Below are 24,648 nucleotides of genomic sequence, written 5' to 3' on the forward strand. Positions count from 1 at the left end.
ATTAAAGCGTTTGCTCTAAAATGCGAACAACTAATTGTTCAAAAGTTGCCCCGTTCGCTTTTGCAGCCATCGGTACTAGTGACTTTTCAGTCATGCCTGGTACTGTATTTACTTCAAGCAGGTAAAAATTCCCTTGCTCGTCTTGCATAGCATCAACACGACCCCAACCACTTGCACCCACTAAATCAAACGCATCTAGCGATATGGCTTGTAAGTACTTAGTATCTTGCTCTGATAAATCTGCAGGGCAATGATACTGGGTTGTATTTGATTGATACTTAGCTTGGTAATCGTAAAAGCCATTAGGTGTCGTCATCTCAATGACTGGTTGTACATCCTCGCCAAGCACCGTAATTGTAAACTCACGACCAGTGATCCACTGCTCTACAAGTACTTGGTTATCAAACTTAAATGCATTAGCTAGTGCATCTTCAAGCTCTTGTGTTGTACTTGCTTGCGCCATACCTATGCTTGAACCTTCATGCGATGGCTTAACCATTACCTTTTTAAATTCATCCATAATGGCTTTAGCATCAAAACCTTTTTTAGCATCAACTACGGTATAAGGTGCAGTGCTTAAACCCGCTGATTTAAATAAGTGCTTACAACGTACTTTATCCATAGCAAGTGCTGAACCTAGTACATTACTGCCCGTGTAAGGCAAGTTCATAAATTCAAGTGCTCCCTGCACTGTGCCGTCTTCGCCACCACGGCCATGCAAAGCAATAAAAACGCGATCTACATTTAATTCTTTTAACTCCCACAAAGAACGACTTTGTGGGTCAAATGCAATTGCATCAATACCACTATTTTGCAGCGCATTTAAAACAGCCTGACCCGATCGTAAAGACACTTCACGCTCTGCTGAGTTACCACCTAGCAGTACCGCTACTTTACCAAATTGTGTGTTTACCTGAGTCATACTTCACCTTGCTTAAGTTTTTCTATCGACATACCCGTTGCAGCTAATGTTTTAACTAACTGGCCTATATTACCAGCGCCTTGGGTTAATACTAAATCATTGTTTTGTAAATTTGCGGCCAAAACACCTGCAAGCTCAGCATTTGTTGCTACGTGCAGCGGCTCTTTGCCACGTTGGCGAAGGCTACGACATAAGCTTTTGCTGTCTGCCCCCACAATAGGATCTTCACCAGCGCTATACACATCAAGTAATAGCAACTGATCTACATCAGCAAGTACTTTTACAAAATCTTCGTATAAGTCGCGTGTACGAGAAAACCTATGAGGTTGATAAACCATTACTAAACGCTTATCAGGCCAACCTTCACGTACTGCTGCAATTGTTGCTGCAACTTCTGAAGGGTGATGCCCGTAATCATCAACTAACATCACATTGCCCCGCTCGTTTTCAAATTCACCATAATGCTGAAAACGACGACCAATGCCTTCAAACTTATGCAGCGCTTCTAAAATTGCATGATTCGCAATGTTTTGATCTTTTGCAACAGCAATCGCAGCGGTTGCATTAAGTGCATTGTGTCTACCTGGCATATTTAACGTGGCAGTTAAACACTCACCTTGCTTGTTAGTTACTGTAAATGTGCACGTATTAGCTGATTGGCTAAAGTCGCTCATGCGATAATCAGCATCCTTCGATTCGCCATACGTGATAACTGGGCGACCAAAGCGAGGGATAAGCTCTGCAGCAACTTCAGAATCAATACATACAACAGCTAAACCATAAAACGGCAAGTTATGAATAAAATCGACATACGTGTCTTTCATTTTTTCAAGACTGCCGCCGTAAGTATCCATGTGATCTTCTTCAATATTTGTGATCACCGAGACCATTGGCTGTAAGTGTAAAAACGACGCATCGCTTTCATCAGCTTCTGCTATTAAAAAATCACTTTTACCTACTTTTGCGTTACTACCTGCGCTATTTAACAAGCCACCAATAATAAAAGTTGGATCGAGCCCTGCTTGTCCATAAATACTTGCAATTAGGCTTGTTGTCGTTGTTTTACCATGCGTACCCGCAATTGCTATACCGTGGCGAAAACGCATTAGTTCTGCGAGCATTTCTGCGCGGCGCACAACAGGGATTCTTGCGGCCTTAGCTGCAATAATTTCAGGGTTTGTTTCATCAATCGCGCTTGAAACAACCACTACATTGGCATCTTTCACGTTATTTTCATGATGGCCAATAAATACCTCAGCACCGGCTTTAATTAAGCGATCTGTCATAGCGCTATGAGCAATGTCAGAACCTGTAATACGGTAGCCTTCAAAAGCGAGTACTTCAGCAATACCGCCCATACCGGCTCCACCAATACCAATAAAGTGAATGGTTTCTATTCGGCGCATTGCTGGGCGCGTGTGTTTTTCTTGTACTGACGTTTCTTTCACTTATTTTCTCTTATTTGTTACTTGCTCACAGTGCGTTGCTACGCTTGCTGTGGCATCTAAAATGGCTTGTTTTTTTGCATTTGTAGCCATTTCAGTAATTAATGAAGGTTGGGCTAAATATGGGCTTAATAGTTCAACAATTGATTGTTTATTAAACTGCCCTTGTGGCATTAATAATGCGCCATTAGCCATCACTAAATATTGTGCGTTTGCTGTTTGATGGTCATCCACGGCATGTGGAAAGGGGACAAAAACAGCCATTTTACCTGCTGCTGCAATTTCGCTAACAGTTAATGCACCAGCGCGGCAAACAACAATATCAGCCCAGCTATACGCCGCGTCCATATCATCAATAAATTCAGCTATTTTTGTATTACCATCCGCAAAGCCATGCATTTTATAAGCTGTTTCTACAGTAGATAAATGACCTTTACCTGTTTGATGCCATACGCTTATAGGAGCTGTATTATTTAGTACTTTAAATGCTTCTGGTAATGTTTGATTAAGCACTTGTGCACCGAGCGAGCCCCCTACCACTAAAATATTAATAGGACTTGATACATCGCGTTTGGCTATATTCATAACGCTTTGGCGAACTGGGTTACCTACTAGCTCGGCTTGACCCTGTGCAAAAGCACTTGGAAATGCTGCTAATACACGTGTAGCCACCTTAGCTAGCAGTTTATTGCTCATACCCGCTACAGCGTTTTGCTCGTGAATAACTAACGGAATACCTAAACTCTTTGCGGCAATTCCCGTGGGTCCCGTAACATAACCGCCCATTGCAAGTACTACATCAGGGCGCTGTTCTTTCAATACCTTACGCGCTTGCAATACTGCATTAACTACCATGAATGGGGCTTTAATAAGACGTTTTAATCCGTTACCACGAACACCTTTTACATTAATAAAATCAATATCTATATTATGCTTAGGTACAACGCTTGCTTCCATTCGATCTGGTGTGCCAATCCAGCTAACTTGCCAGCCCTGCTGTTTTAAATAATCAGCCACTGCAATACCAGGAAAAATGTGTCCGCCAGTTCCACCAGCCACTACTACTAATTTTTTACTCATCGCTTACCTCCACCTGAGGTGGCTTGCTTGGTTGCCATTTTGGTTTCAAAATCTACGCGCAATAAGATGCCCGTGGCAATGGTCATAATTAACAAGCTTGAACCACCATAAGAAATAAATGGCAGGGTTAAACCCTTAGTTGGCAAAATACCCGCGCTCGCACCTACATTCACCATGGTTTGAAATGCAAACCAAATACCAATGGCAAACGAAAAATAGCCTTCGTATTCTTTGCCACACTTAAGCGCTTGTTGGCCTATTAATAACGCTCTAAATACTAAAGTAGCTAATACCATTAAAATACTCACAACGCCTATTAAACCAAGTTCTTCACCTATTACAGCAAAAATAAAATCGTTATGCGCTTCAGGTAAATATTGCAGTTTTTGTACACTGTTACCTAAGCCTTGGCCAAACCAACCACCTTGGCTATAAGCCATTAGCGATTGAACCAACTGATAACCTTTACCAAAAGGATCATCCCAAGGGTCTAAAAAGCCAACAACACGCGCCATTCGATATGGTTCAACAATAATCAGTAATACAACTAAACCGACGCCAGTTAGAATAAGTACAAAGAACTGCCATAATTTAGCGCCAGCTAAAAACAGTAAACCAACCGTTGTTACAAACATAACAACCACTGTGCCTAAATCAGGTTGCAGCAAAATAAGCAGCGCATACACTGCAAATACAGCTATTGGCTTTGCAAAGCCTTTAATATTTTCTTGTACTTCTTCGCGTTTTCTTACCAAATAACCCGCAATATAACTAAAAAAGTATAATTTAGCGGCCTCAGCCACCTGAAAACCAACAGGTCCAATAGGTATCCATCGTTTAGCACCATTCACTTCACGCCCAACAATCAATACCGCTATTAACAGCACCATGCCTAGTATTAATAAATAAGGGTTGGATCGTTTCCACCAATCCATTGGCACACAAACACTTATCCAAAAAAGCACAAAAGACATTGCCAAAAACATGCTGTGGCGAATAGTAATATGGTATGGGTCATCAAATAACCGCTCAGCGGTCGGCATTGAAGCGCTGGTTACCATGATAAAACCAACACCAATTAACATAATTACGCAGTACAGCAGCGGTACATCATACAACTGACCTGAAGGTTTTGGTGTTAATGCATCTCTTATATCGGCAAAAGCAATCATAGTTGCCCTGCCATAACACATTGAATAAAGTCATCACCACGTTGCATATAGTTGTTATACATATCAATGCTGGCACATGCAGGTGCTAACAAAACAATATTGCCTGTACTACTAAGTACGTTGGCCAAAGCAACGGCTTCTTCCATGTTGTTAGTTAAATAGCTCTTATTGGTAATCGCAGCTAAGTCACTTGCATCTTTACCAAAACAAATTAATGCTTTTACATGCTGTTCTATGTAGGGTTTAAGTGCGTTTAAATCAGCGCCTTTAGCATCGCCACCTGCAATAACAATCAGGTTTTCACCATCACTAGCCAAGCTATCTATTGCAGCAATGGTCGCTCCAACATTCGTTGCCTTTGAATCGTTAAAATACTTTACACCGTTAAGCTCAGCTACAAATTGGCAGCGATGAGCCAACCCATTAAATTGACCTAACGCGTTCTTATATTGATCTTTACTTACTTCAAACGGACTTAAAAGCGCCATTACTGCAAGCGTATTTAAATAATTGTGCTTACCCACTACCGCAAGCGTATCAACAGGTAAAAAGGCATCGTCTTTAAGCATAAAATGAGTTTCGCCATTATGCTGCGCTAAATGGTAATCACCTTGCTGAGCACCAAAGCTGATTAGGGGGGTTGTACCGCGCTCAACTGGATGTGTTTGAATATCGTCGGCATTGACAACAATAAGCTCTGCACCGTCATAAATACTTAGCTTTGAGTCTATATAAGCTTGGTAACTGTCGTATCGGTCAAGGTGATCTTCTGACACATTTAATACCGTTGCACTCACAGGTTTTAAACTCGTTGTGGTATCTAACTGAAAACTAGATAACTCAAGTACATACACATCAAAATCATCGTTGAGTAAATCAAGCACCGCTGTGCCAATATTCCCACCCAAAGCAACTTTATAGCCGGCTTCTTTTAATACTTCATAAGCGAGCGTAACCACGGTTGATTTACCGTTAGAGCCCGTAACAGCAACAACCGGTTTTGTATTAATACGTGCAAATAACTCAACGTCGCCAATCACTTCAACACCTGCGTTAATTGCATTTGCAATAGCTGGTATTTTTAAGCTAAGCCCAGGGCTTATAATAATCATATTGCTTGAACAAAGCTCAGCGTCATCTAAATTACCAAAGTGGGTATCTAGATTTGGCGCATGCTCTTTTAACCAATCAATCCCCGGTGGGGTTGCTCGGCTATCAACGACCTTGGGGGCGAGGCCATGAGATAATAGAAAACGCACAATGCCCAGACCGGTTACACCGAGTCCGAGCACTGTTATTTGTTTGTTTTTTATCTCGTTTAAATACTGCATTTATCGAATCTTTAAAGTAGCTAAGCCAGCAAGCACTAGCACAACAGAAATAATCCAAAAGCGCACAATAACGCGAGGCTCTGGCCAACCTTTTAATTCATAATGATGGTGAATCGGCGCCATTCTAAAAATGCGTTGTCCGCGCAATTTATACGAACCCACTTGTAATATTACCGATAGTGCTTCCATTACAAATACACCGCCCATAATAATAAGCAGTAATTCTTGGCGTACTAAAACAGCAATAATACCTAATGCACCACCAAGTGCTAATGAGCCAACATCGCCCATAAATACTTGTGCTGGGTAAGTGTTAAACCATAAAAAGCCAAGCCCTGCGCCCACAATGGCAGTACACACAACGACAAGCTCACTCGCTAGCGGTAAATGTGGAATATGTAAGTAAGCCGAAAAGTTAATATTACCTGTTAAATAAGCAATAATTGCCAATGCCGCAGCCACCAAAATAATTGGCACAATCGCCAAACCATCTAAGCCATCGGTCAGGTTTACCGCGTTTGATGTACCTACTATGGCAAAATACGTAAGCACGATATAAAACAAACCTAATTGCGGTAACACGTCTTTAAAAAATGGAACAACAAGTGATGTCTCAGATGCTTGTGCACTGGTAAAGTACAAAGCAGTAGCTACAACTAATGCAATGACCGATTGCCAAAAGTACTTCCACTTAGCAATTAAACCTTTTGGGTCTTTACGAATAACTTTACGGTAATCATCAACAAAGCCGACAATACCTAACGAGCCAATTACAAACAGTGTTGCCCATACATATTTATTTGATAAATCGGCCCAAAGTAGCGTGCTTGTAAAAATAGCCGCCAAAATAAGTAAGCCACCCATTGTCGGTGTACCCGACTTAGACAAATGCGATTGCGGACCATCGTCGCGAACTGTTTGACCTATTTGCATACGCTGCAAACCACGAATTAACTTAGGCCCTAAATAAAGAGACATAATTAGCGCAGTTAAAATACCTAAAATGGCACGTAGCGTTAAATACGAAAAAACATGAAAACCACTAAAATACTGTGTTAAATACTCTGCCAGCCAAACTAACATTATGATACTCCATTGATGGCTTGTTGCTGGCCATTAACTAAATCGGTTACTAATAATTCCATGCGAGAACTGCGCGATCCTTTCACTACTATTGTTGTTTTTTTATTCACTTTATTAATGCTTTCTTGAATTTTTTGCTGCATCTGTTCGCGGCTCGAAAAGTGACGATTAGGGAGTTCAAACACATCACTTGCGTATTTACTTAACACGCCTAATGTAAATAACTCATCAATCCCTTGTTCAAGTGCATACTCGCCAACTTCTTGATGGTACTTACGTGCATCTTCACCAAGCTCACCCATATCTCCGAGTGCTAAAATGCGGTGACCTTGCATATCACTTAACAAGTCAATCGCAGCCTTTACCGACTTAACATTGGCATTATAGGTGTCATCAACCACGGTAAGTAAATCAGACACTTCAATTAAATTAACGCGCCCTTTTACATCACCCATTGTGGCAAGTGCATTGGCTATTTCTTCAAGGGTTACATCAAATTCACTGGTCAGCGCCGCAGCGATAAGTGCATTACTAATATTATGCTTACCAGGTAGTGCCAAAGTAACAGGCACTTGCTTGTTTTTAGCGCAAAGCGTAAAGCTTGCACGTGCATTGGCATCAAGCGTGATGTTCTCTGCCCAAATGTCTAGTTTTTCGGTTGTAGAAAAGCGTTTAACATTACGCCCTTCAAGTTTATCTAACCAATACTGGCTAAATTCACTATCGCAATTAACAATGGCAACGCCGTCATCTTTTAGGCCATCAAAAATCTCACCTTTAGCTTTTGCAACGCCCATTAAGCTACCAAAACCTTCTAAGTGAGCTGCTGCAACATTACATACAACGGCCACATCTGGTTTTGTCATTGCCGTTGTGTAAGCAATTTCACCTAAGTGATTTGCACCTAGCTCAATAACAGCAAAACGATGTTGAGGCTCTAAGCGCAATAACGTAAGAGGGACGCCAATATCGTTGTTAAAATTACCTTTAGTAGCTAATACATCACCGTGAACCGACAAAATTGCCGCACACATTTCTTTTACGGTGGTTTTGCCTACACTCCCTGTAATTGCAATTGTTTTAGGCGCCACTTGGGCCATAACAGCGGTGCCAATTGTACCTAGTGCAATACGTGTATCGCTTACTATAAATTGTGGAATATCTACATCAACTTTGTGCTGAACAATAACGCCTATAGCGCCTTTTTGTTTAGCCTCAGCTATAAATTTATGGCCATCAAAATTTGGCCCTTTCAGTGCTAAAAACACTTCGCCATCGCACACTGTGCGAGTATCAGTATTTATATTTAGCACGTGTTGATTATCACCTTGATAATCAGTTGTTAGCACATTAGCTAACCAATCAAAATCCATTGGGATCATTGTGTTATCCCTCTTACTGCTTTTTTTAGTTGTTCTTGTACATAGCGGCGATCGCAAAAGTCGATGCGCTTATCGCCTATAATTTGATAATCTTCGTGGCCTTTACCTGCAATCAAAATAACGTCATCTGCCGTTGCATTTTCAATGGCGTAGCTAATTGCTGTGGCTCTATCTGCTTCTAAATGCGCTTTTTCAGGATGGGTTAAACCGCTAGCTACATCGGCAATAATGTCATCAGGATTTTCTGTTCGAGGGTTATCACTGGTAATAATAACTTTATTAGCGTTTTGCTCAGCAGCTTGCGCCATTAATGCGCGCTTTCCTTTGTCTCTGTCACCACCGCAACCAAATACACAACTTACACCACCTGGCACATGCAGCTGCAATGCTTGTAATGCAAGTGCAAGTGCATCGGGTGTATGGGCGTAATCAACAACACACGTCGGCATGCCTGCTTGGCTAAATGCTTGCATTCGCCCAGCTACTGGCTGTAACTGCGCACAACCAGCAACTAGTTGCTCAAGCGGATAACCTAGCCCTAGTAATGTAGCGAGCGCTGCCGTTAAGTTATATAAGTTGAATTCGCCAAACAGAGGCGATTTAATTGAAATATTACCCCAACTTGTCGACAACTGCGCCGAAATACCTTCACTTGAATATTCAACATCAGAAAAATAAACGTATCGGGCATTCTTAGGAGCTAAGTTTTTGCGGCCATAACAAATTAGGTTATTAAAATCATACTTTTCAAGCCATTGCTCAGCTTGAAAGTCATCTTGATTGAGCACTACAACTTGCGGTTCAAAATCACGGAAAAGCATTAATTTCGCATCACCGTAACTTGCCATGTCACAATGGTAATCTAAGTGATCGCGCGAAAGATTAGTAAACACAGCCGCTTTAAACTGACATTTAGCAACACGTTGTTGCACTAACCCATGAGATGATACTTCCATGGCTACCAGCTTTTTATGCTGCGAATTTAAATCGCTCAAAATATGCTGTAAATCAACTGTTGAAGGCGTTGTGTTTATCAGTGGAATTAAGTTATCAGGATGGCCATAACCTAAAGTACCTATAATAGCCGACTCAGTACTACAAAATTGTGCTAAGTGGGCAATCATTGCTGTGGTGGTCGATTTACCATTTGTACCTGTCACACCAATTAAATCAAGAGTCTGACTTGGTTGGCTATAAAAGCGACTAGCTAATTCTGGAAGCTTTTTATCAAGCTCTGAGACTAAATACAGTGGCTCAAAATTGCTTTCAAATTCACATAATCTGTCAGCAATGATAGCTATTGCGCCATTTTCAATTGCTTTACTAATAAATTGTCCGCCATCAAGTGTATGGCCTTTAATAGCAACAAATACATCACCTGGCGTTACTTCACGGCTATCAAGGCGTAAATGCTTAACCAGTTGCGAGGGCGCATCTATTTCGATGTATTTTAAAATATCCTTTAAATCACGCATCGTTATCTTTACCTTGTACGTACGCAACCTCTTCCTTGTCAGGCGCTACGTTTAATATTCTTAATGCGTTAGAGATGATTTCTGCAAATGCAGGGCCAGCGGTGGCACCTCCATAGTACACATCACCACCTGGTTCATTAATCATAACTACCACGGCTAAACGAGGATTACTTGCAGGTGCTACACCTGCAAAGTAACCTACATATTCATCACCATAACCACCTGCTACGGCTTTTTTAGATGTACCTGTTTTACCGGCAGCACGATACCCATCAACTTTTATGTTGCGAGCAGTACCGTCTTTTTCAAATACACTTTCCATCATGTGGACTACGGCTTCTACGTCTTTTTGTTTAAAAATACGTTCGCCTTCAGGTATATTATCTTGCTTTAAAATAGTCAGTGGTCGATTAACTCCACCAGCGCCTAACATGGTATAAAAGCGCGCCATTTGCGCAGTACTTACCGAAATTGCATAACCAAATGATAAAGTTGCAATTTCAAAGTCTGACCAGCGACGATTTGGATAAAACAAACCACTGCTTTCACCTACCATTCCAGTACCGGTGTCACTGCCAAAGCCTACTTTTTGATATAAGCCAACAAGGTAATCTTTAGGCACTAACTGAGTAACCTTCGCAACCCCCATATTTGAGGAGTACTTTAGTATTTCGCGCAGTGTTAGTTCGCCATGATTACGAGTATCTCTAACTAAACTACCACCTAAACGCATCCAACCTGGGTAGGTATCAATCGTGTCATCTGCCTGAATGGCGCCGTAGTCTAGCCCAGCCAAAATGGCTAGAGGCTTAACAGTTGAGCCTGGTTCAAACAAATCTGTAATTGCGCGATTACGACGCTTATGAGGTGCAGCATCGCTTAAGTTATTTGGATTAAACGAAGGGCTATTTACCATTGCCAGCACTTCACCGGTTTTAACATCAACTACCATAGCTGAGCCCGATGTGGCTTTGTAAGTCAGTACAGCTGATTTTACAGCTTTGTAGGCAATAGCTTGAATTCGTTGGTCAATACTTAGTTCTATACTTTCTGGCTCTACGCGCTCACGCTCGTCAAGCACTTCTACTTCACGCCCTTGTGCGTCTTTACGTATAGTGCGGCGGCCTTCCTCGCCCGTTAAAGCGTTTTCGTATAGCTTTTCAATACCTTCAATGCCTTTACCGTCTATATTAGTAAAACCAATAACATGCGCGGTAACCTCACCGGCGGGGTAATAGCGTTTAGATTCATCTAGTAAATGAATACCTGGTAGGCGTAAATCGCCAATATAATTTGCTACAGCAGGAGTAACTTGGCGCTTTAAATAAACAAAGCGACGCGAGGGATCGTTTAATAGTCGAGAGTTAATCTTCTTAGGATCAATGCGCAATACATCAGCAAGCTCACGCCAGCGTAAATCGTTTTTATAATAAAGTGCAGTACGCTTATCAAGCTCAGCGGTATTTTCAGCTAAAGATAAATGATCTTCGCCGCTTTTACGTGCTTGTTTAATTACTTTAGAGACTAGCGACTTGTGCAATGCTTTAGGATCAGCATATACACTTACAACAGGCACACTTACCGCTAACTCTTTACCATTACGGTCAAAAATCATCCCGCGTTGCACATGTAGTTTTTCAACGCGCACGGTACGTTTGTCACTTTCTGAACGTGCTTTATCAGGTTCTATTACTTGTAAATAAGCAGCGCGAGATACGAGTGTTACAAACACCATAAACACAACTGCACACACCAGCATAAAGCGCCATGTGATTAAATTAGTGACTGGTTTTTTGCCTCTATTTCTCATTGTACTATTATTACCTGCTCATCTTGACTCGTAGGTCTTTTCATTTTCAATTGTGATGTAGCTACTTCTTCAATGCGTGCATGTTGCGAATAAAATTCTTCTTCAACAAGTAAGTAGCGCCACTCTAAATCGAGCTCATCGCGTTCTTGTAATAATTGATCTTGCTGTATAAGTTGGCCACGAGCTAAGTGGGTTGTTTGCACAACAGCTAAACTAGAAGCGAATATCACAACCAACAAGGCCGAGGTTAGCTTATTAGCTCCTAGGCCTTTTAATATTTCAAAGAATAAATTAGGTTGCCGATAGCTCGCTTTTTTACTCATCCCAACCTCTGTGCAATCCTAAGTACAGAACTACGAGAACGTGGATTACGCTCTACTTCTGCAGCACTTGGCTTAATAGCTTTACCCACTGCTTTTAACGTCAGATTTTTATTTATTTGTGCATCAGTTAAAGGCAGACCTCTGGGTAATGCTTCTCCCTTACTCTGTTTTCTAATAAACTGTTTTACAATACGGTCTTCTAAAGAATGAAACGAAATCACCACTAAACGTCCGCCTGGCTTTAGCACTTTAACTGCAGACTGAAGCGCAGTTTGAATTTCTTCAAGCTCACTATTAATGTAAATACGAATAGCCTGAAAAGTACGGGTAGCTGGGTGTTTAAACTTATCTTTTACCGGTACAGCTTCATCAACAAGGTCAGCAAGCTGCTTGGTAGTTGTGATTGGCGTGTGCTCACGAACTTCAAGTACTTTGTGTGCAATGCGTTTACCAAACTTTTCTTCGCCCAATTTTTTAATTACGTGGGTAATATCATCCAACTCAGCCTCTGCTAACCACTGTGCTGCACTGCGACCTGTTGTTGGGTCCATGCGCATATCAAGTGGCCCATCTTTCATGAAACTAAAGCCACGCGCAGCGTCATCAAGTTGTGGCGACGAGACACCAATGTCTAATAAAATGCCATCGACTTTACCAATTAGATCGTTTTGCTGTGCTACTTCGTATAAGTTTGAAAAGCGAGTGTGTGCAATTGCAAAACGTGGGTCATCAGCAAATTTTTCAGCTGATTGTATTGCTTGTGGATCTTGGTCAATTGCTTGCAGGCGACCTTCATCACCAAGGCGTGCTAAAATTTGCCCAGAGTGGCCACCACGTCCAAATGTACCATCCATGTATATACCGTCTGGCTTAATTGCAAGAGCATCGATGGTCTCATCCATTAATACGGATACGTGTTCAAATTGCGCTGTCATTAGCTATTGTGTGCCTTTTTTTGTGCCGTTAGAGTGTAAAATTATCTAAATCTTGGTTAGGTTCAAAATCACCAAGCCTTTCAAGCTCAGTATCTTGCTGCATTTGCTCGTGCCAACGCGCCTCGTCCCAAATTTCAAACTTATTCATCAAACCAACCAGCATGATTTTTTTGCCAAGAGATGCATGGGCACGTAATGACGGCGCAAGCAAAATTCGACCATTTTTATCAAGTTGATACTCTGTAGCGTTACCTAGCAACATACGTTGCATTCGTCGAGCTCGTGGATTCATATTAGATATTTTCGCTAAACGGCTTTCTATTTCGAGCCACTCAGCCAATGGATATAACCATAAACACGGTTCATTTAATGCGACGGTACAAATAACTGTCCCCTGATCTTCAGACAACAGAGATTCTCGGTACTTTGTCGGTACCGCAAAACGCCCCTTATCATCCAAACTCAGTGAACTCGCGCCACGAAACATAAAAAACCTACTTTAAAATTGTTTTATTCAACTTTTGTTTATTTTTATCCAGTGTGATCCACTAAAAACCACTTTTTACCACAGTGCTCCAGTTTAGGGCTTGACAAGCCATTTTGTCAAGTAAGCTGACCAGCTTTAGTGAGTCCCAAAGCTAGAAAAAATAAGGGCTCAAGCGAAGCGTTTGAATTACGTGGGAAAAAGTGGGATTGAGGTAAAGAAAAATATCAGCTTTGCTTTTATAACTTTCTGTTTACATGCTTTGCTTACTGAATAACCAATGAATATTTACAATTTTTAAGGCGTTTTTATCCTCTTTGTAAAATTTACCTAGCCGTGTAGTAATAGTTACTGTTTATTTTAAAATACTAATTATCAAAAATTAAAAACCACAAACAAAACCTATCAAATTCAGTCAGTTAAAATAAATGACAAGTTTGGTTTAATCATTGCATCATCTAAATCACTATTTAAATTTTTAACTTATTAAGGATTGATTATGGCTACTGCAACGAATACGAAACCAAATACAACTTCAGATGTTAAGCCTGACGTTAAACTAACAAATACTGAGTCTCCTCTTACAGAGAAAGCAACATCAGCGGCGCACGATGCTGTAGATGCACTTTCTAGCAAAGCTGCAACAGCTGAAAGCAGTGTGCGTAAAGGAGCTTCTAGCTCAGCAGATGCATTGAGCGAAAAACAACTTATCGCACGTGAAAAACTAAGCGAATGTACTGCAAAAACTCGTGCTTTTGCTTCTGAAAATCCATTAGCAACCGCGGGTATTGCTTTTGCTGCGGGTATGCTAATCACATCACTACTTCGTCGTAAGTAATTAGTGATGAATAACCCACAAACAACAGCAACCAAGGATGGTAATGCGCAAGACCAAACTACTGAGCAACATAGCCAAAAGGACGATTGGCAAGATCATGTTGCAATGCTTTTAGAGTATTCTAAGCAGCTCAAGGATGATTACCAAACTCAAGGAAAGATCACCCACCAGCTTGCTAAAGCTGAATGGCGGTTATCGCTTAGATCGCTTGCATTGATCACTATATTTTTAGGATGCTTTGCCAGTGGTTTGGTTTTGTTGTGGGCAGGATTTCTAGGTGCTGTTGGATACGGTGTATACGATGTTTTTGGGTCGGTATGGCTAAGTATTGCAACAGCTACTTTGCTACAAGTTGCTTGTTTAATATGGCTTTGGAAAAATACAGTTTACTTAAGCAATAAAATTGGCTTTAGTAAAACGCTTAAAAGTTTAAAGCAGCTATTTAACCTACAAGGAAATTAGTATGTTAGTTAACTACTTAATTAAAGCACCTAATGAAAACGTTGATGCTCTAAGTAAGCAAATGGATACGCGCAGTGAATTGAAACGCCAACATCATGCAGCGTTCCAATATAGACTAAAGCGTTTTGCCGTAACCAAAGTTGGGCTTTCAAGTGCCTTTATCGCAGGTGCAGCAGTACAAGCGGGTAAAAGCGAAACCAGCTTCGTAAGAAAATACGGCTGGCTAGTGAACTTAATAGCTTAAGCGCTAAACATTTCTACCGTGATCAGATAAGTAATCAATACTTGGACCACTTGGCACAACTTGTGTTGGGTTGATCATTGTGTGACTAAAATAGTAATGACGCTTAATATGATAAAAATCAACTGTTTCAGCCACTCCTTTAACTTGATATAGCTCCCTAAGGTATCCACTTAATGCAGGATAGCTTTCAATTGTGCGTAAATTACATTTAAAATGGCCAACGTACACACTATCAAACCGAATGAGTGTAGTGAATAATCGCCAATCTGCCTCGGTGAGCCTATTACCTGTTAAATAACGCTGCTTGCTCAGTATCCCTTCTACTTTATCGAGTGCTTTGAATAAATCGTTAAACGCCTCTTCGTATGCATCTTGAGTTGTTGCGAATCCCGTACGATAAACACCATTATTTATATTTTGATAAATCAACGCATTTAATTCATCAATTTTTGGTCGTAGTGCCTCTGGGTAGTAATCATCGTTATTACCTGTTAATTCATTAAATGCACTATTGAACATACGTATAATATCGGCAGACTCATTACTGACAATTTTATTTAGCTTTTTATCCCACAATACGGGTACGGTAACTCGCCCGGAATACTTAGGATTATTTTTTATATACACTTGATGTAAGTAGTTACTATTAAATAAAGCATCACCAGTACTGTGGTTTTGCGTATCAAAAGCCCAACCACTATCAAGCATATCAGGGCTAACAACCGACACCGTAATTAAATCTTGCAACCCTTTTAACGCTCTAAATATAAGCGTTCGATGCGCCCAAGGACACGCAAGTGACACATATAAATGATACCTGTTCGCTTGTGCTTTAAATCCGGCCTCGCCCGTTATTCCAGCGCTACCATCAACAGTTACCCAGTGACGTAACTGCGCCGTTTCGCGTTCAAACTTACCGTTACTTGAATCTGTGTCGTACCATTTATCTTGCCATTGGCCGTTAACTAATAATCCCATAAAACTCTCCTAAAAATACCGTTATATTTTGCCAAACTCACCGTTTTGATAATCACGTACTGCTTGCTGTACTTCTGCTTGCGTCGTCATTACAAACGGCCCCATATGAGCAATTGGCTGATTAAGTAGATCGCCTGCTAAAACCAAAACACCAGCGCCGTGCTCAGAGCTAATATTAATATCACTGCCTGGTTCTAAAATAAGTAACTTACCCGCTGGTATTGCTTGATTGTCGCTCATTATTAGTGAGCCGCTATGAATATAAAGCATTACTTTTTGTTGGCTAAGAGGCTCTAAATAAGTGCTTTTACCAGCAGGTAATGTAATATCAGCGAGCGCCGCATTAGCAGCTAAACTTTGCAGCTCGCTTGCAAGCGTTTCACTTTCGAACTGCCACGATCCCGCAAGTGCTTTTAACGTCACGCCTTGCGTATTTGTAAAACTAGGAGCTGGGTTTTTAGTCGTATCTTGATAACGTGAATCACGCATTTTTTCTGCGCTTGGCATGTTTATCCAAATTTGAAAGCCATGCAGACCATCTATAGCATCAGCGAGTGGCATTTCACTGTGCATGACGCCGCGCCCTGTGCTCATCCATTGCACATCGCCTGCTTTAATTGCTTCTTTGTTACCCATTTGGTCACGATGTTCAAAGCCACCTTTTAGAATATAAGTAAACGTTTCAATTCCTCGGTGCGGATGCTCTGGAAAGCCTCCCATATAATCTTTTTTGTCGTCTGACTTAAGTTCATCAATCATCAAAAACGGATCTAAATATTTACCATCAAACCCAGGTATACGGCTAATGCTCACGCCATCGCCATCTTGAGTTGCATAAGCTGTAAGTATTTTTGATATTTTCATTTTTTAATTCACTCTAAAGAATAAGTTTATGAGGCTATTAAATCATTCATTAAACAAAATAACTATGTCTTTAAATCGAGCTTAAGGTTCTATAAAATAGAACGACATTGATTCATTGGTTACATTTTCAACCTTATAATTACTATGGTTATTTGGAGTGAATTTGGCTACAATTGTTATTGCAAAATACGAAACTAAGGAATGGTTATTTTTACTTATTCTCTCAAACATCAGCTTTATCGTTTGCTTATATTGCTAAGTATTCCGGGCACCGCTGTAATTATTTTTACTCTGCTGCTTGAACGCCACCACTCTATTGAGCAAAGTGAAAAAAAAGTAGAAAACATTGCTAAGCAATTAATTTTACAGCAAAAGCACTTAGTCGATGATATTGACCGTTTAGCGCGTTATTTGGCTAAAGAGGAAAGTAAGAAAGAAAATCTAGCTACGTCATGCCCTAATTATTTTAATCAATTTAGAGCTATTTATGCCCATATTGCCAATATCGGGATTATAGATCCAAATGGCATTGTTATGTGTACAACAAGCGGATTAACCAAAACAATAAGTATTGCAGATCGTGCGTATTTTCAAAATGCCTTAAAAAGTAACCAATTGTCAGTAGGTTATTTTCAGCACGATAGAAACTTGCAAAAAAACACCCTTAGCTTTGCGTTACCTATCATTAATAAAAAAAATGTAATTCAGGGCGTTGTAGTTATCGTTGTTGCGCTTGACTGGTGGAACAATGCTTTTAATAATATTGAACTGCCACCTGGCTCTATTGCTGCAATCGCTGATTCTAATGGAAAAATTTTAGCGCGTTACCCACCAACAACTGCAGCCCTTGGCGATAATATTGCAAAGACTTTATTAGCAACTGATTCTTCGATTGATAATGAGGCATCAACAAAAATAAAATCTATTAAGGGTGAAGATCGAATGCTTCACCACTCTATTATTTATAAAGATCCGAGTAATAACAGCTTAAATATACATATTGCACTTCCTATTACACATGCTTTAAAGCAAATAAATAATAATTTTTTTATAGCGATTGGTGTGTTTATTTTATCACTGCTAGTGCTATGTTTAATTGCACGTAAGCTGCTTAAAACCAGCATTATCGACCCAATTAATAATCTAACAAATGCAACAAACGTGTTGGCTAAGGGCGAAATGCCGTCACAAAAAATACAGCCAAATAATCCAGAGCTAAATACTCTCTATCAGCGCTTTAAATCAATGGCGCAAACCAGGTTAACAGCCGAGGCTAATTTAAAAAACAAGCACGATGAGCTTACCAGCTTGCTTAATACTCTACCCGACAGTTACGTTAGAATTAACATCCATGGCGATATTCTCAACATAACGGGGCAATTTAAGCCTCAAGTAAACCCAAACAGCACTGCAGCACCTCATTTATCATCAATACTTTCTCACAACAATGTGCAGCTTTTGTTATCGCAGTTATCTAAGCTTGATGTTTCGAGTAATTTAGAATTTACACTCGAAAAATCAGATCCTAAACGTAGCTTTGAAGCACGTATTAGTGCAATGCAAAGTAAAAATGAATACGTTGTTGTGCTAAGGGATATAACACAACGAAAAATAAATGAAGAAGCACTCCACCTTGCCTTGCTAGTGTATAACAACAGTAGTGAAGGCATGATAATCACCGATCCAGCGGGTATAATATTTGATGTAAACCCTGCGTTTTGCAAAACGACTTTATATAGTAAAGAAGAAGTTATTGGGCGCTCCTCTTCAATTCTTTCATCAGGAAAACATGATAAGAATTTTTACAATAAAATGTGGTCTGAATTACAGCAAACAGGCCGCTGGCAAGGCGAGGTTATTAACCGTAAAAAGAACGGGCAGCTTTACTCTGAGTGGCTCACAATCGATACGGTTTATGATACAAACAACGCACCTATTCGTCGAATCGCGATATTTACAGACCTCACTGAGAAAAAACAAGCCGATGAAACAATTTGGCGACAAGCTCACTATGATCACCTAACTGACTTACCAAATCGTTTAGAGTTAAAGGAGCGATTAAATCAACGATTTTCAAGCATTGTTACTCCCGACAATCAATTGGTTGTCATGCTTTTAGATATAGATCACTTTAAAGATATTAATGACACATTAGGCCATCACTATGGCGATAACTTATTAAAACTCGTATCGCAACGCATAGTTCAGTCGGCAAAAAATGCTGAGTTTGTGGCACGTATTGGTGGTGATGAGTTTGTTATTGTGTTTAATCGTATAAAAAGTACGCGTCATATTAATCAAATTGCCAGTAATATTTTGCTTAGCCTATCGTCGGCTTTGCATCTTGAAAACGAAGAGTTATTTATTAGCGCCAGCATGGGCATAGCATGCGCCCCTAATGATGGTGAAAATACTGAACAGCTTTTAAAAGCAGCCGATCAGGCTATGTATAAAGCAAAAAGTAATGGTCGTAACTGTTTTGAGTTTTTCTCTGCTGACATGCGCGAATATGCACACGCGCGCATGGTGCTATTAAAAGACTTACGAAGTGCCATTGAACTTGAACAATTTGAATTGTTTTATCAGCCCATTGTTGCTTTGAATGATTTACATATTCATAAAGCTGAAGCACTTATTCGTTGGCAACATCCCGAAAAAGGCCTAATTAGCCCTGTCGCATTTATTTCACTTGCTGAAGAGACCAGGCAAATAAATGCAATTGGCCAATTTGTATTTGCTCAAACCTTGCAAACGCTTAACGATATAAAAACCCTAACCGATGATACTTTTCAAATAAGTGTAAACGTGTCGCCAGTGCAGTTATCCACGCCAGAGAGTGGTATAGATGAATGGTACGATATGCTAAAAGCTGCAAAATTACCTGCATCCTCAATTGTGGCAGAAATAACTGAAGGCCTAATGATTAACCCCGAAGCATTAACGCAACGTCGCTTAAAAGAAATAGTAAAATCAGGTATGCAGCTTGCCCTTGATGATTTTGGTACAGGATATTCGTCACTCGCTTACTTACAAGAAATGGATACCGATTATTTAAAAATAGATAAACGTTTTGTTGATAATATCCAAGTAGGCAGTCAAGAACTTGCACTGTGTGAAGCAATAATTGTTATGGCGCATCAACTGGGCTTAAAAGTAATCGCCGAAGGAATTGAAACTAAATTACAAATGCAGCTATTACTTGAAGCCGGATGTGATTACGGACAAGGTTATTTATTTTCAAGACCTTTAAATAAAAGCAGCTTTATGGCACTTCTATCTGATAAAAAAGTCGCTTTATTAAAATAAATAAACAAAAAATTACTGTTACGCAATAAATAATGCGTCTGCGCGGTCAAGTTAAGCAATCAGATATAAGTAGTAACAGGATTTAAAAATGGCAAAAGCAACATTAGAGCAATGGCGAATGTTTAAAGCGGTTGTGGATCACGGCGGATTTGCAGGCGCAAGTGCGGCTGTACATAAAAGTCAGTCAACCGTACACCATGCTGTTCAAAAACTTGAAGCCGCCTTGCAAATTAAGTTGCTTGAAGTAAAAGGTCGTAAAGCATTTTTAACCGATAGCGGTAAACTAATTTTACGCAGAGCTGAATTTTTAATTGAAGAAGCAACTAAAATAGAATCGGTAGCAAGTACACTAAGCGAAGGCGTAGAAAGCACATTAAAAATAGCTGTTGATGAAGTTTTTCCACACACCATTTTATACCAGGCACTTGCTAAAACGAGTGAACTTTACCCGCTTTTAAAGATTGATTTAGTAGAAAGCGTGCTAACCGGTGCAAACGAATTACTACATAACTCAGTGGTTGATTTAGCCATTTCATCAATTCCTATCTATGGAATTAGTTGCAGTACGTTATGCGATATAGAGTTTATAGCCGTTGCGCATAAAGACCATGTATTACACCAACAAACTGAACAACTCAACTTTCGCGATTTAAAGCTACACCGGCAAATAGTAGTTCGCGACTCAGCAATCCACACCAGTCACAATGATGGCTGGTTAGGTGCTGATATGCGCTGGACAGTCAGCCATTTACGCAACTCTATTGATATGGTTAGTCAAAATTTGGGTTACGCTTGGCTGCCAAAAACACAAATAGCACATTTAATTGAAGATAAAACGCTCATCCCACTTAATTTAGACCAAGGTACAACCCGTACCCTTAATTTATATTTAATGTGCAACGACAACGACAGGCTTGGTCCTGCAGCACAAGAGTTTAAAGAGCAGCTTATAGCTCTCACTAACTTTAGCTAATAGCTATTCGTTTTTTACATCGAGGTGATCTGCCACATAGGCGCCTCGCTGCCCACGCTCTTTAGCTGGGCCTATAGTACTGTCTTTACCTGTTTGCTGCTCAGTAGCTGCATTAATAACAGCACCTAATGTGATTATATAAGCGCTGATATACAACCACATCAACATGATCACTACACCACCTAGTGAGCCGTAAGTTTCGTTGTAACTAGAAAAACGCGACACATAAAAAGAAAAACCTATAGATGCCAAAATCCAAAGTACAGTAGCAATAGACGAACCCATCGTGATCCAACGCCATTTGGCCGGTTTACGGTGTGGGGCATAACGATATAAAAGTACCAATGCAAAATTAAAGGTAAAAGCTAATAATGGCCAAGAGATGAGTTTAATTAATAAATCTATACTTTCTTTTAGCCCCACTAAATTAAGCACAATAGGTAAAATACCAATAATTAATAACGCAAAAATTGCGACAACAATCGCCCCTACCGAAAATAAAAAGCGTACTAATTGAGCTTTAAAAAATGAACGTTTATCATATTCACGATAACTAATATTACACGCAGTAATAAGTGCTTGGCTGCCCTTAGAACTACTCCAAATGGTAAGTATAAGCGTACCAATTGCACTTAAGCTCAAGCTGGCACTTGATGTTTTTGCAAGGCTAGAAACCTGAGATAAGATTAGTTCACTGGTACTTGGTGGGAGCAAAGTAACTATTTTACTTAAATGATCACTAATATCTGCAGGGGATGAAAAGTATGCATACACAGATACCATCGCCGCAATGGCCGGAAAAATAGCAAGTAACGCATAAAATGCCACACCCGCAGCCACTATAGATAAGTTATCTTCACTCATTTGCTTAAAAATGCGCTTAACAATATCCCACCAACCTATAAAAGGGATATGACCAGGCTGCTCAGCTTGCTGTCCTCGTTTAGCTTCTTTCATTCTAAACCTCAATATTTGTATTACATTACTACAGCAAAATGTTTGCCAAGTTAAATAAAGTATTTGGTACTAAACTTGCTGTTACCTAATATTAACGATTATAAAAACCAAACACGGACGATAAGCCATGCCTAGTAGCCAATCAAACATTATAGCTTTAAACAATACGCCTCCCAGCACGCAAAGTTTTCAAGGCGATGTGTTTACGTGGCAGTTTTTTCATGAACAAGCTGTGCAATTACTTCATGCAACAGCGCAAATATTACCCACACTATTACTCGGTATAATACTTTTAGCATTAAGCTATTTAATTGCAGGGCCACTTTCTCGATTGCTTATAAAGCCTATTGACTACATGACTGACAGTAAACTAATTCATCTAGTTGTAAGGCGCAGTATAAGCACTTTAATTATTTTATTTGGCGTGTACTTATTCCTGCGCTTAGCAGGGCTTACCGAGTTTGCTGTCGCCATTATGAGTGGCACGGGACTAATAGGACTTATATTGGGTTTTGCCTTTAGAGACATAGCTGAGAACTTTATCGCCAGTTTATTACTGAGCATACAAAGGCCTTTTAAAATCGACGATGTAATTGAAGTAGACAATCGTTTAGGTGTTGTTAAAAAAGTAACCGCAAGAGCAACCACACTTGTTGATTACGATGGCAATCATATTCAAATACCCAATGCGACGGTATATAAAAATACTATTAAAAACCTGACTGCCAATCCAAAAATGCGCGGAAAAGTAGAAATTGGTATTGGCTATGATAACGATATACGTAGCGCACAAACCCTCGCCCTAGCTATTGCCAATCAACAAAATGCGGTGCTTAGCGATCCACCTGCGCAGGTTTTAATAAAAAACTTAGGCTCATCTACTATTAACTTCGTTTTGTATTTTTGGGTTAATAGCGAGCAACACAGTCCATTAAAAGTAGCTTCCCAGCTTATGCGCGAATTAGTCAATGAGTTCACAAAACAAAACATCAGCATGCCTGATGACGCACGAGAGAGAATTATACTCACCGACCCTAATGAAAATGTTTCTAGTTTAGGGGAAGAACAACCATCGCAAATACAAAACGAAAAGAATGAAACAGTTGAGCAAACTAAAACACTTGATGATGTAAGCAGTGATACCGACGAAATACGTGAACAAGCAGAGCAATCTCGCGATCCAGAACAAGGTAAAAATATTATTTAAAGATGCTGAAGTTGTATTAACTAAAATTTAGACACAAAAAAGCCCGCAGTGTTAACTGCGGGCTTTTTATTGAATGAGTGAGTCAGCCTATAAGCCGGGTTTTGTCCTTTCCGAAGAAAGTGATAATCATTCGTCTAGGCCATAAATCGCTCTATGGCTCAAGCAACCTACCCGGTTCTCACGTGGGCCACGCGTTCATTATTTAAAATGATAGAACCCTATTTGGTCTTGCTCCGAGTGGAGTTTACCTTGCAACCGACTATTACTAGCGGCCCGGTGCGCTCTTACCGCACCCTTTCACCCTTACCAATCGAGATTGGCGGTCTCCTCTCTGCTGCACTTGTCGTGGGCTCACGCCCCCCAGCCGTTAGCTGGCACTCTGCCCTATGGAGCCCGGACTTTCCTCCCCCTGATCATTTTCGTCACAGGCAGCGATCATCTTGGCTGACTCGGCGCGCAGTATACATGAGGCTAATACTAAGCGCAGTAAAATTTACTCTTTTTCTTCAATAATTGTTTTATATAAAGCGTTTTTCTTCATACCAAAGTATTCGGCTACAACGCCACAGGCTTTTTTCATTGGCATTTCACTCTCAAGAAGTGCCAGCATTTTGCGCGCTTCTGGCGGAACATCGTCTATTTGCTTTGGTTTACCCGCAAGCATAAGCACTATTTCGCCGCGCTGCTTGGTAGGATCATCAGTTAAAAATTGTTTAAGCTCACTTACACTACCATTAAAAAATGTTTCAAAGGTTTTGGTTAGCTCTTTAGCAAACACGACTTGCTGCTCATCACCAAGGGCTAGTGCTAAATCATCAAGGCTTGCCATAATACGGTGCGTACTTTCGTACATTATGCTGGTAATGCCTGAGTTAACAGCTTCGGTAAAAAAGTCTTGGCGAGCTTTGCTTTTAGCTGGCGTGAAACCAATAAACTGAAAGCGGTCAGTTGGTAAGCCTGAACAACATACGGCTGTAATTGCAGCACATGCACCTGGAACAGGTGTAACATGAGCGCCTTGTTCGCGACATAGATTTACCACAGCGTAGCCTGGATCACTAATTAGCGGTGTACCAGCGTCAGATACTAAAGCAATATTTAAACCTTGATTAAGTTGATCAATAATTTGCTGTGCTTTTTGCTTTTCGTTGTGGTCGTGTAATGCAAACGTTTTTGCCTTAATTCCAAAGTGGCTAAGTAGCTTGCCGGTATGGCGAGTGTCTTCAGCAGCTATTAAGTCAACTTGCGATAATGTCGCAATGGCACGGTGACTTAAGTCGTCATAATTGCCAATTGGGGTGGCAACAATGTAAAGAGTGCCAATTTTCTGTGAATTCTCCTCATTTAACATTGAGGTCTCCTGCGTCAGTCAGTAAT

At 40.3% G+C, this 24,648-nt stretch carries 22 protein-coding genes and 1 other RNA gene; 6 read left to right on the forward strand and 17 right to left on the reverse strand.

All coding sequences use genetic code 11. From position 1 onward, the window contains the following. Position 1: 1 nt before the first annotated feature. From ABX891_RS15200 to mraZ, 12 genes are read right to left on the reverse strand one after another with little or no spacing between them, the layout of a single operon-like run. A complete protein-coding gene (locus ABX891_RS15200; RefSeq protein WP_024596374.1) occupies positions 2-922 on the reverse strand; it encodes a D-alanine--D-alanine ligase in 921 nt (306 codons plus the stop codon). Next, a complete protein-coding gene (murC, locus tag ABX891_RS15205; protein ID WP_024596375.1) occupies positions 919-2,370 on the reverse strand; it encodes a UDP-N-acetylmuramate--L-alanine ligase in 1,452 nt (483 codons plus the stop codon). Before murC ends, ABX891_RS15200 begins: the two co-directional genes overlap by 4 nt. Further along, positions 2,371-3,447 carry an undecaprenyldiphospho-muramoylpentapeptide beta-N-acetylglucosaminyltransferase gene (gene murG / locus ABX891_RS15210; RefSeq protein WP_024596376.1) on the reverse strand — a complete coding sequence of 359 codons (1,077 nt, stop codon included), beginning with the start codon at positions 3,445-3,447 and terminating at the stop codon, positions 2,371-2,373. It abuts the gene before it with no gap. Next, a complete protein-coding gene (gene ftsW, locus ABX891_RS15215) occupies positions 3,444-4,619 on the reverse strand; it encodes a cell division protein FtsW (protein ID WP_024596377.1) in 1,176 nt (391 codons plus the stop codon). Before ftsW ends, murG begins: the two co-directional genes overlap by 4 nt. Continuing rightward, positions 4,616-5,950 carry a UDP-N-acetylmuramoyl-L-alanine--D-glutamate ligase gene (murD, locus tag ABX891_RS15220; RefSeq protein WP_024596378.1) on the reverse strand — a complete coding sequence of 445 codons (1,335 nt, stop codon included), beginning with the start codon at positions 5,948-5,950 and terminating at the stop codon, positions 4,616-4,618. The genes ftsW and murD overlap by 4 nt, the downstream gene beginning before the upstream one ends. Further along, on the reverse strand, positions 5,951-7,033 hold the full coding sequence (gene mraY / locus ABX891_RS15225; RefSeq protein ID WP_002957990.1) for a phospho-N-acetylmuramoyl-pentapeptide-transferase: 1,083 nt from the start codon (positions 7,031-7,033) through the stop codon (positions 5,951-5,953). After that, positions 7,033-8,415, reverse strand: coding sequence for a UDP-N-acetylmuramoyl-tripeptide--D-alanyl-D-alanine ligase (locus ABX891_RS15230; protein WP_024596379.1), 1,383 nt, complete (start codon positions 8,413-8,415; stop codon positions 7,033-7,035). The genes mraY and ABX891_RS15230 overlap by 1 nt, the downstream gene beginning before the upstream one ends. Next, a complete protein-coding gene (gene murE / locus ABX891_RS15235; protein WP_354629837.1) occupies positions 8,412-9,890 on the reverse strand; it encodes a UDP-N-acetylmuramoyl-L-alanyl-D-glutamate--2,6-diaminopimelate ligase in 1,479 nt (492 codons plus the stop codon). Before murE ends, ABX891_RS15230 begins: the two co-directional genes overlap by 4 nt. Then, positions 9,883-11,700 carry a peptidoglycan glycosyltransferase FtsI gene (locus ABX891_RS15240; RefSeq protein ID WP_002957987.1) on the reverse strand — a complete coding sequence of 606 codons (1,818 nt, stop codon included), beginning with the start codon at positions 11,698-11,700 and terminating at the stop codon, positions 9,883-9,885. The genes murE and ABX891_RS15240 overlap by 8 nt, the downstream gene beginning before the upstream one ends. Continuing rightward, positions 11,697-12,023 carry a cell division protein FtsL gene (ftsL, locus tag ABX891_RS15245; RefSeq protein ID WP_002957986.1) on the reverse strand — a complete coding sequence of 109 codons (327 nt, stop codon included), beginning with the start codon at positions 12,021-12,023 and terminating at the stop codon, positions 11,697-11,699. Before ftsL ends, ABX891_RS15240 begins: the two co-directional genes overlap by 4 nt. Then, complete coding sequence (rsmH, locus tag ABX891_RS15250) at positions 12,020-12,958, reverse strand: 16S rRNA (cytosine(1402)-N(4))-methyltransferase RsmH (RefSeq protein ID WP_354629838.1); 939 nt, start codon at positions 12,956-12,958, stop codon at positions 12,020-12,022. Before rsmH ends, ftsL begins: the two co-directional genes overlap by 4 nt. Before the next feature lie 28 nt (positions 12,959-12,986). Beyond that, positions 12,987-13,445 carry a division/cell wall cluster transcriptional repressor MraZ gene (gene mraZ / locus ABX891_RS15255; RefSeq protein WP_007582904.1) on the reverse strand — a complete coding sequence of 153 codons (459 nt, stop codon included), beginning with the start codon at positions 13,443-13,445 and terminating at the stop codon, positions 12,987-12,989. 496 nt (positions 13,446-13,941) lie between these two features. Between mraZ and ABX891_RS15260 the strand changes: the two genes are divergently transcribed. From ABX891_RS15260 to ABX891_RS15270, 3 genes are read left to right on the forward strand one after another with little or no spacing between them, the layout of a single operon-like run. Then, on the forward strand, positions 13,942-14,280 hold the full coding sequence (locus ABX891_RS15260) for a hypothetical protein (protein WP_002957982.1): 339 nt from the start codon (positions 13,942-13,944) through the stop codon (positions 14,278-14,280). A gap of 6 nt (positions 14,281-14,286) precedes the next feature. Next, positions 14,287-14,742 (forward strand): threonine/serine exporter family protein, encoded by a 456-nt coding sequence (locus ABX891_RS15265; protein ID WP_024596382.1) that lies wholly within the window; start codon positions 14,287-14,289, stop codon positions 14,740-14,742. A gap of 1 nt (position 14,743) precedes the next feature. After that, positions 14,744-14,986: a hypothetical protein gene (locus ABX891_RS15270; RefSeq protein ID WP_024596383.1), complete on the forward strand. Its 243-nt coding sequence runs from the start codon at positions 14,744-14,746 to the stop codon at positions 14,984-14,986. A gap of 3 nt (positions 14,987-14,989) precedes the next feature. Here ABX891_RS15270 and ABX891_RS15275 read toward each other — a convergent pair whose 3' ends face one another. Beyond that, positions 14,990-15,964 carry a glutathione S-transferase family protein gene (locus ABX891_RS15275; RefSeq protein WP_309168366.1) on the reverse strand — a complete coding sequence of 325 codons (975 nt, stop codon included), beginning with the start codon at positions 15,962-15,964 and terminating at the stop codon, positions 14,990-14,992. A 21-nt stretch (positions 15,965-15,985) separates the two neighbouring features. Continuing rightward, positions 15,986-16,828: a pirin family protein gene (locus ABX891_RS15280; RefSeq protein WP_354629839.1), complete on the reverse strand. Its 843-nt coding sequence runs from the start codon at positions 16,826-16,828 to the stop codon at positions 15,986-15,988. 201 nt (positions 16,829-17,029) lie between these two features. Between ABX891_RS15280 and ABX891_RS15285 the strand changes: the two genes are divergently transcribed. Together ABX891_RS15285 and ABX891_RS15290 are read left to right on the forward strand one after the other, a co-directional pair. Continuing rightward, a complete protein-coding gene (locus tag ABX891_RS15285) occupies positions 17,030-20,134 on the forward strand; it encodes a bifunctional diguanylate cyclase/phosphodiesterase (protein WP_024596386.1) in 3,105 nt (1,034 codons plus the stop codon). A gap of 88 nt (positions 20,135-20,222) precedes the next feature. Further along, positions 20,223-21,107, forward strand: coding sequence for a LysR family transcriptional regulator (locus ABX891_RS15290; RefSeq protein WP_165723745.1), 885 nt, complete (start codon positions 20,223-20,225; stop codon positions 21,105-21,107). A 3-nt stretch (positions 21,108-21,110) separates the two neighbouring features. Here ABX891_RS15290 and ABX891_RS15295 read toward each other — a convergent pair whose 3' ends face one another. Then, entirely contained in the window at positions 21,111-22,064 is a 954-nt protein-coding gene (locus ABX891_RS15295; RefSeq protein WP_024595416.1) for a YihY/virulence factor BrkB family protein, read from the reverse strand. 127 nt (positions 22,065-22,191) lie between these two features. Here ABX891_RS15295 and ABX891_RS15300 point away from each other — a divergent pair, with 127 nt between their 5' ends. After that, positions 22,192-23,271, forward strand: coding sequence for a mechanosensitive ion channel family protein (locus ABX891_RS15300; RefSeq protein WP_354629840.1), 1,080 nt, complete (start codon positions 22,192-22,194; stop codon positions 23,269-23,271). A 74-nt stretch (positions 23,272-23,345) separates the two neighbouring features. Here ABX891_RS15300 and rnpB read toward each other — a convergent pair. Next, positions 23,346-23,723: RNase P RNA component class A (gene rnpB / locus ABX891_RS15305), an RNA gene on the reverse strand. 41 nt (positions 23,724-23,764) lie between these two features. Beyond that, positions 23,765-24,622: a 16S rRNA (cytidine(1402)-2'-O)-methyltransferase gene (gene rsmI, locus ABX891_RS15310; protein WP_024595588.1), complete on the reverse strand. Its 858-nt coding sequence runs from the start codon at positions 24,620-24,622 to the stop codon at positions 23,765-23,767. Positions 24,623-24,648 lie beyond the last annotated feature (26 nt).

The sequence above is a fragment of the Pseudoalteromonas sp. NCIMB 1079 genome (assembly GCF_040567695.1).
In the GTDB taxonomy this organism is placed as follows: Bacteria; Pseudomonadota; Gammaproteobacteria; order Enterobacterales; family Alteromonadaceae; genus Pseudoalteromonas; species Pseudoalteromonas distincta.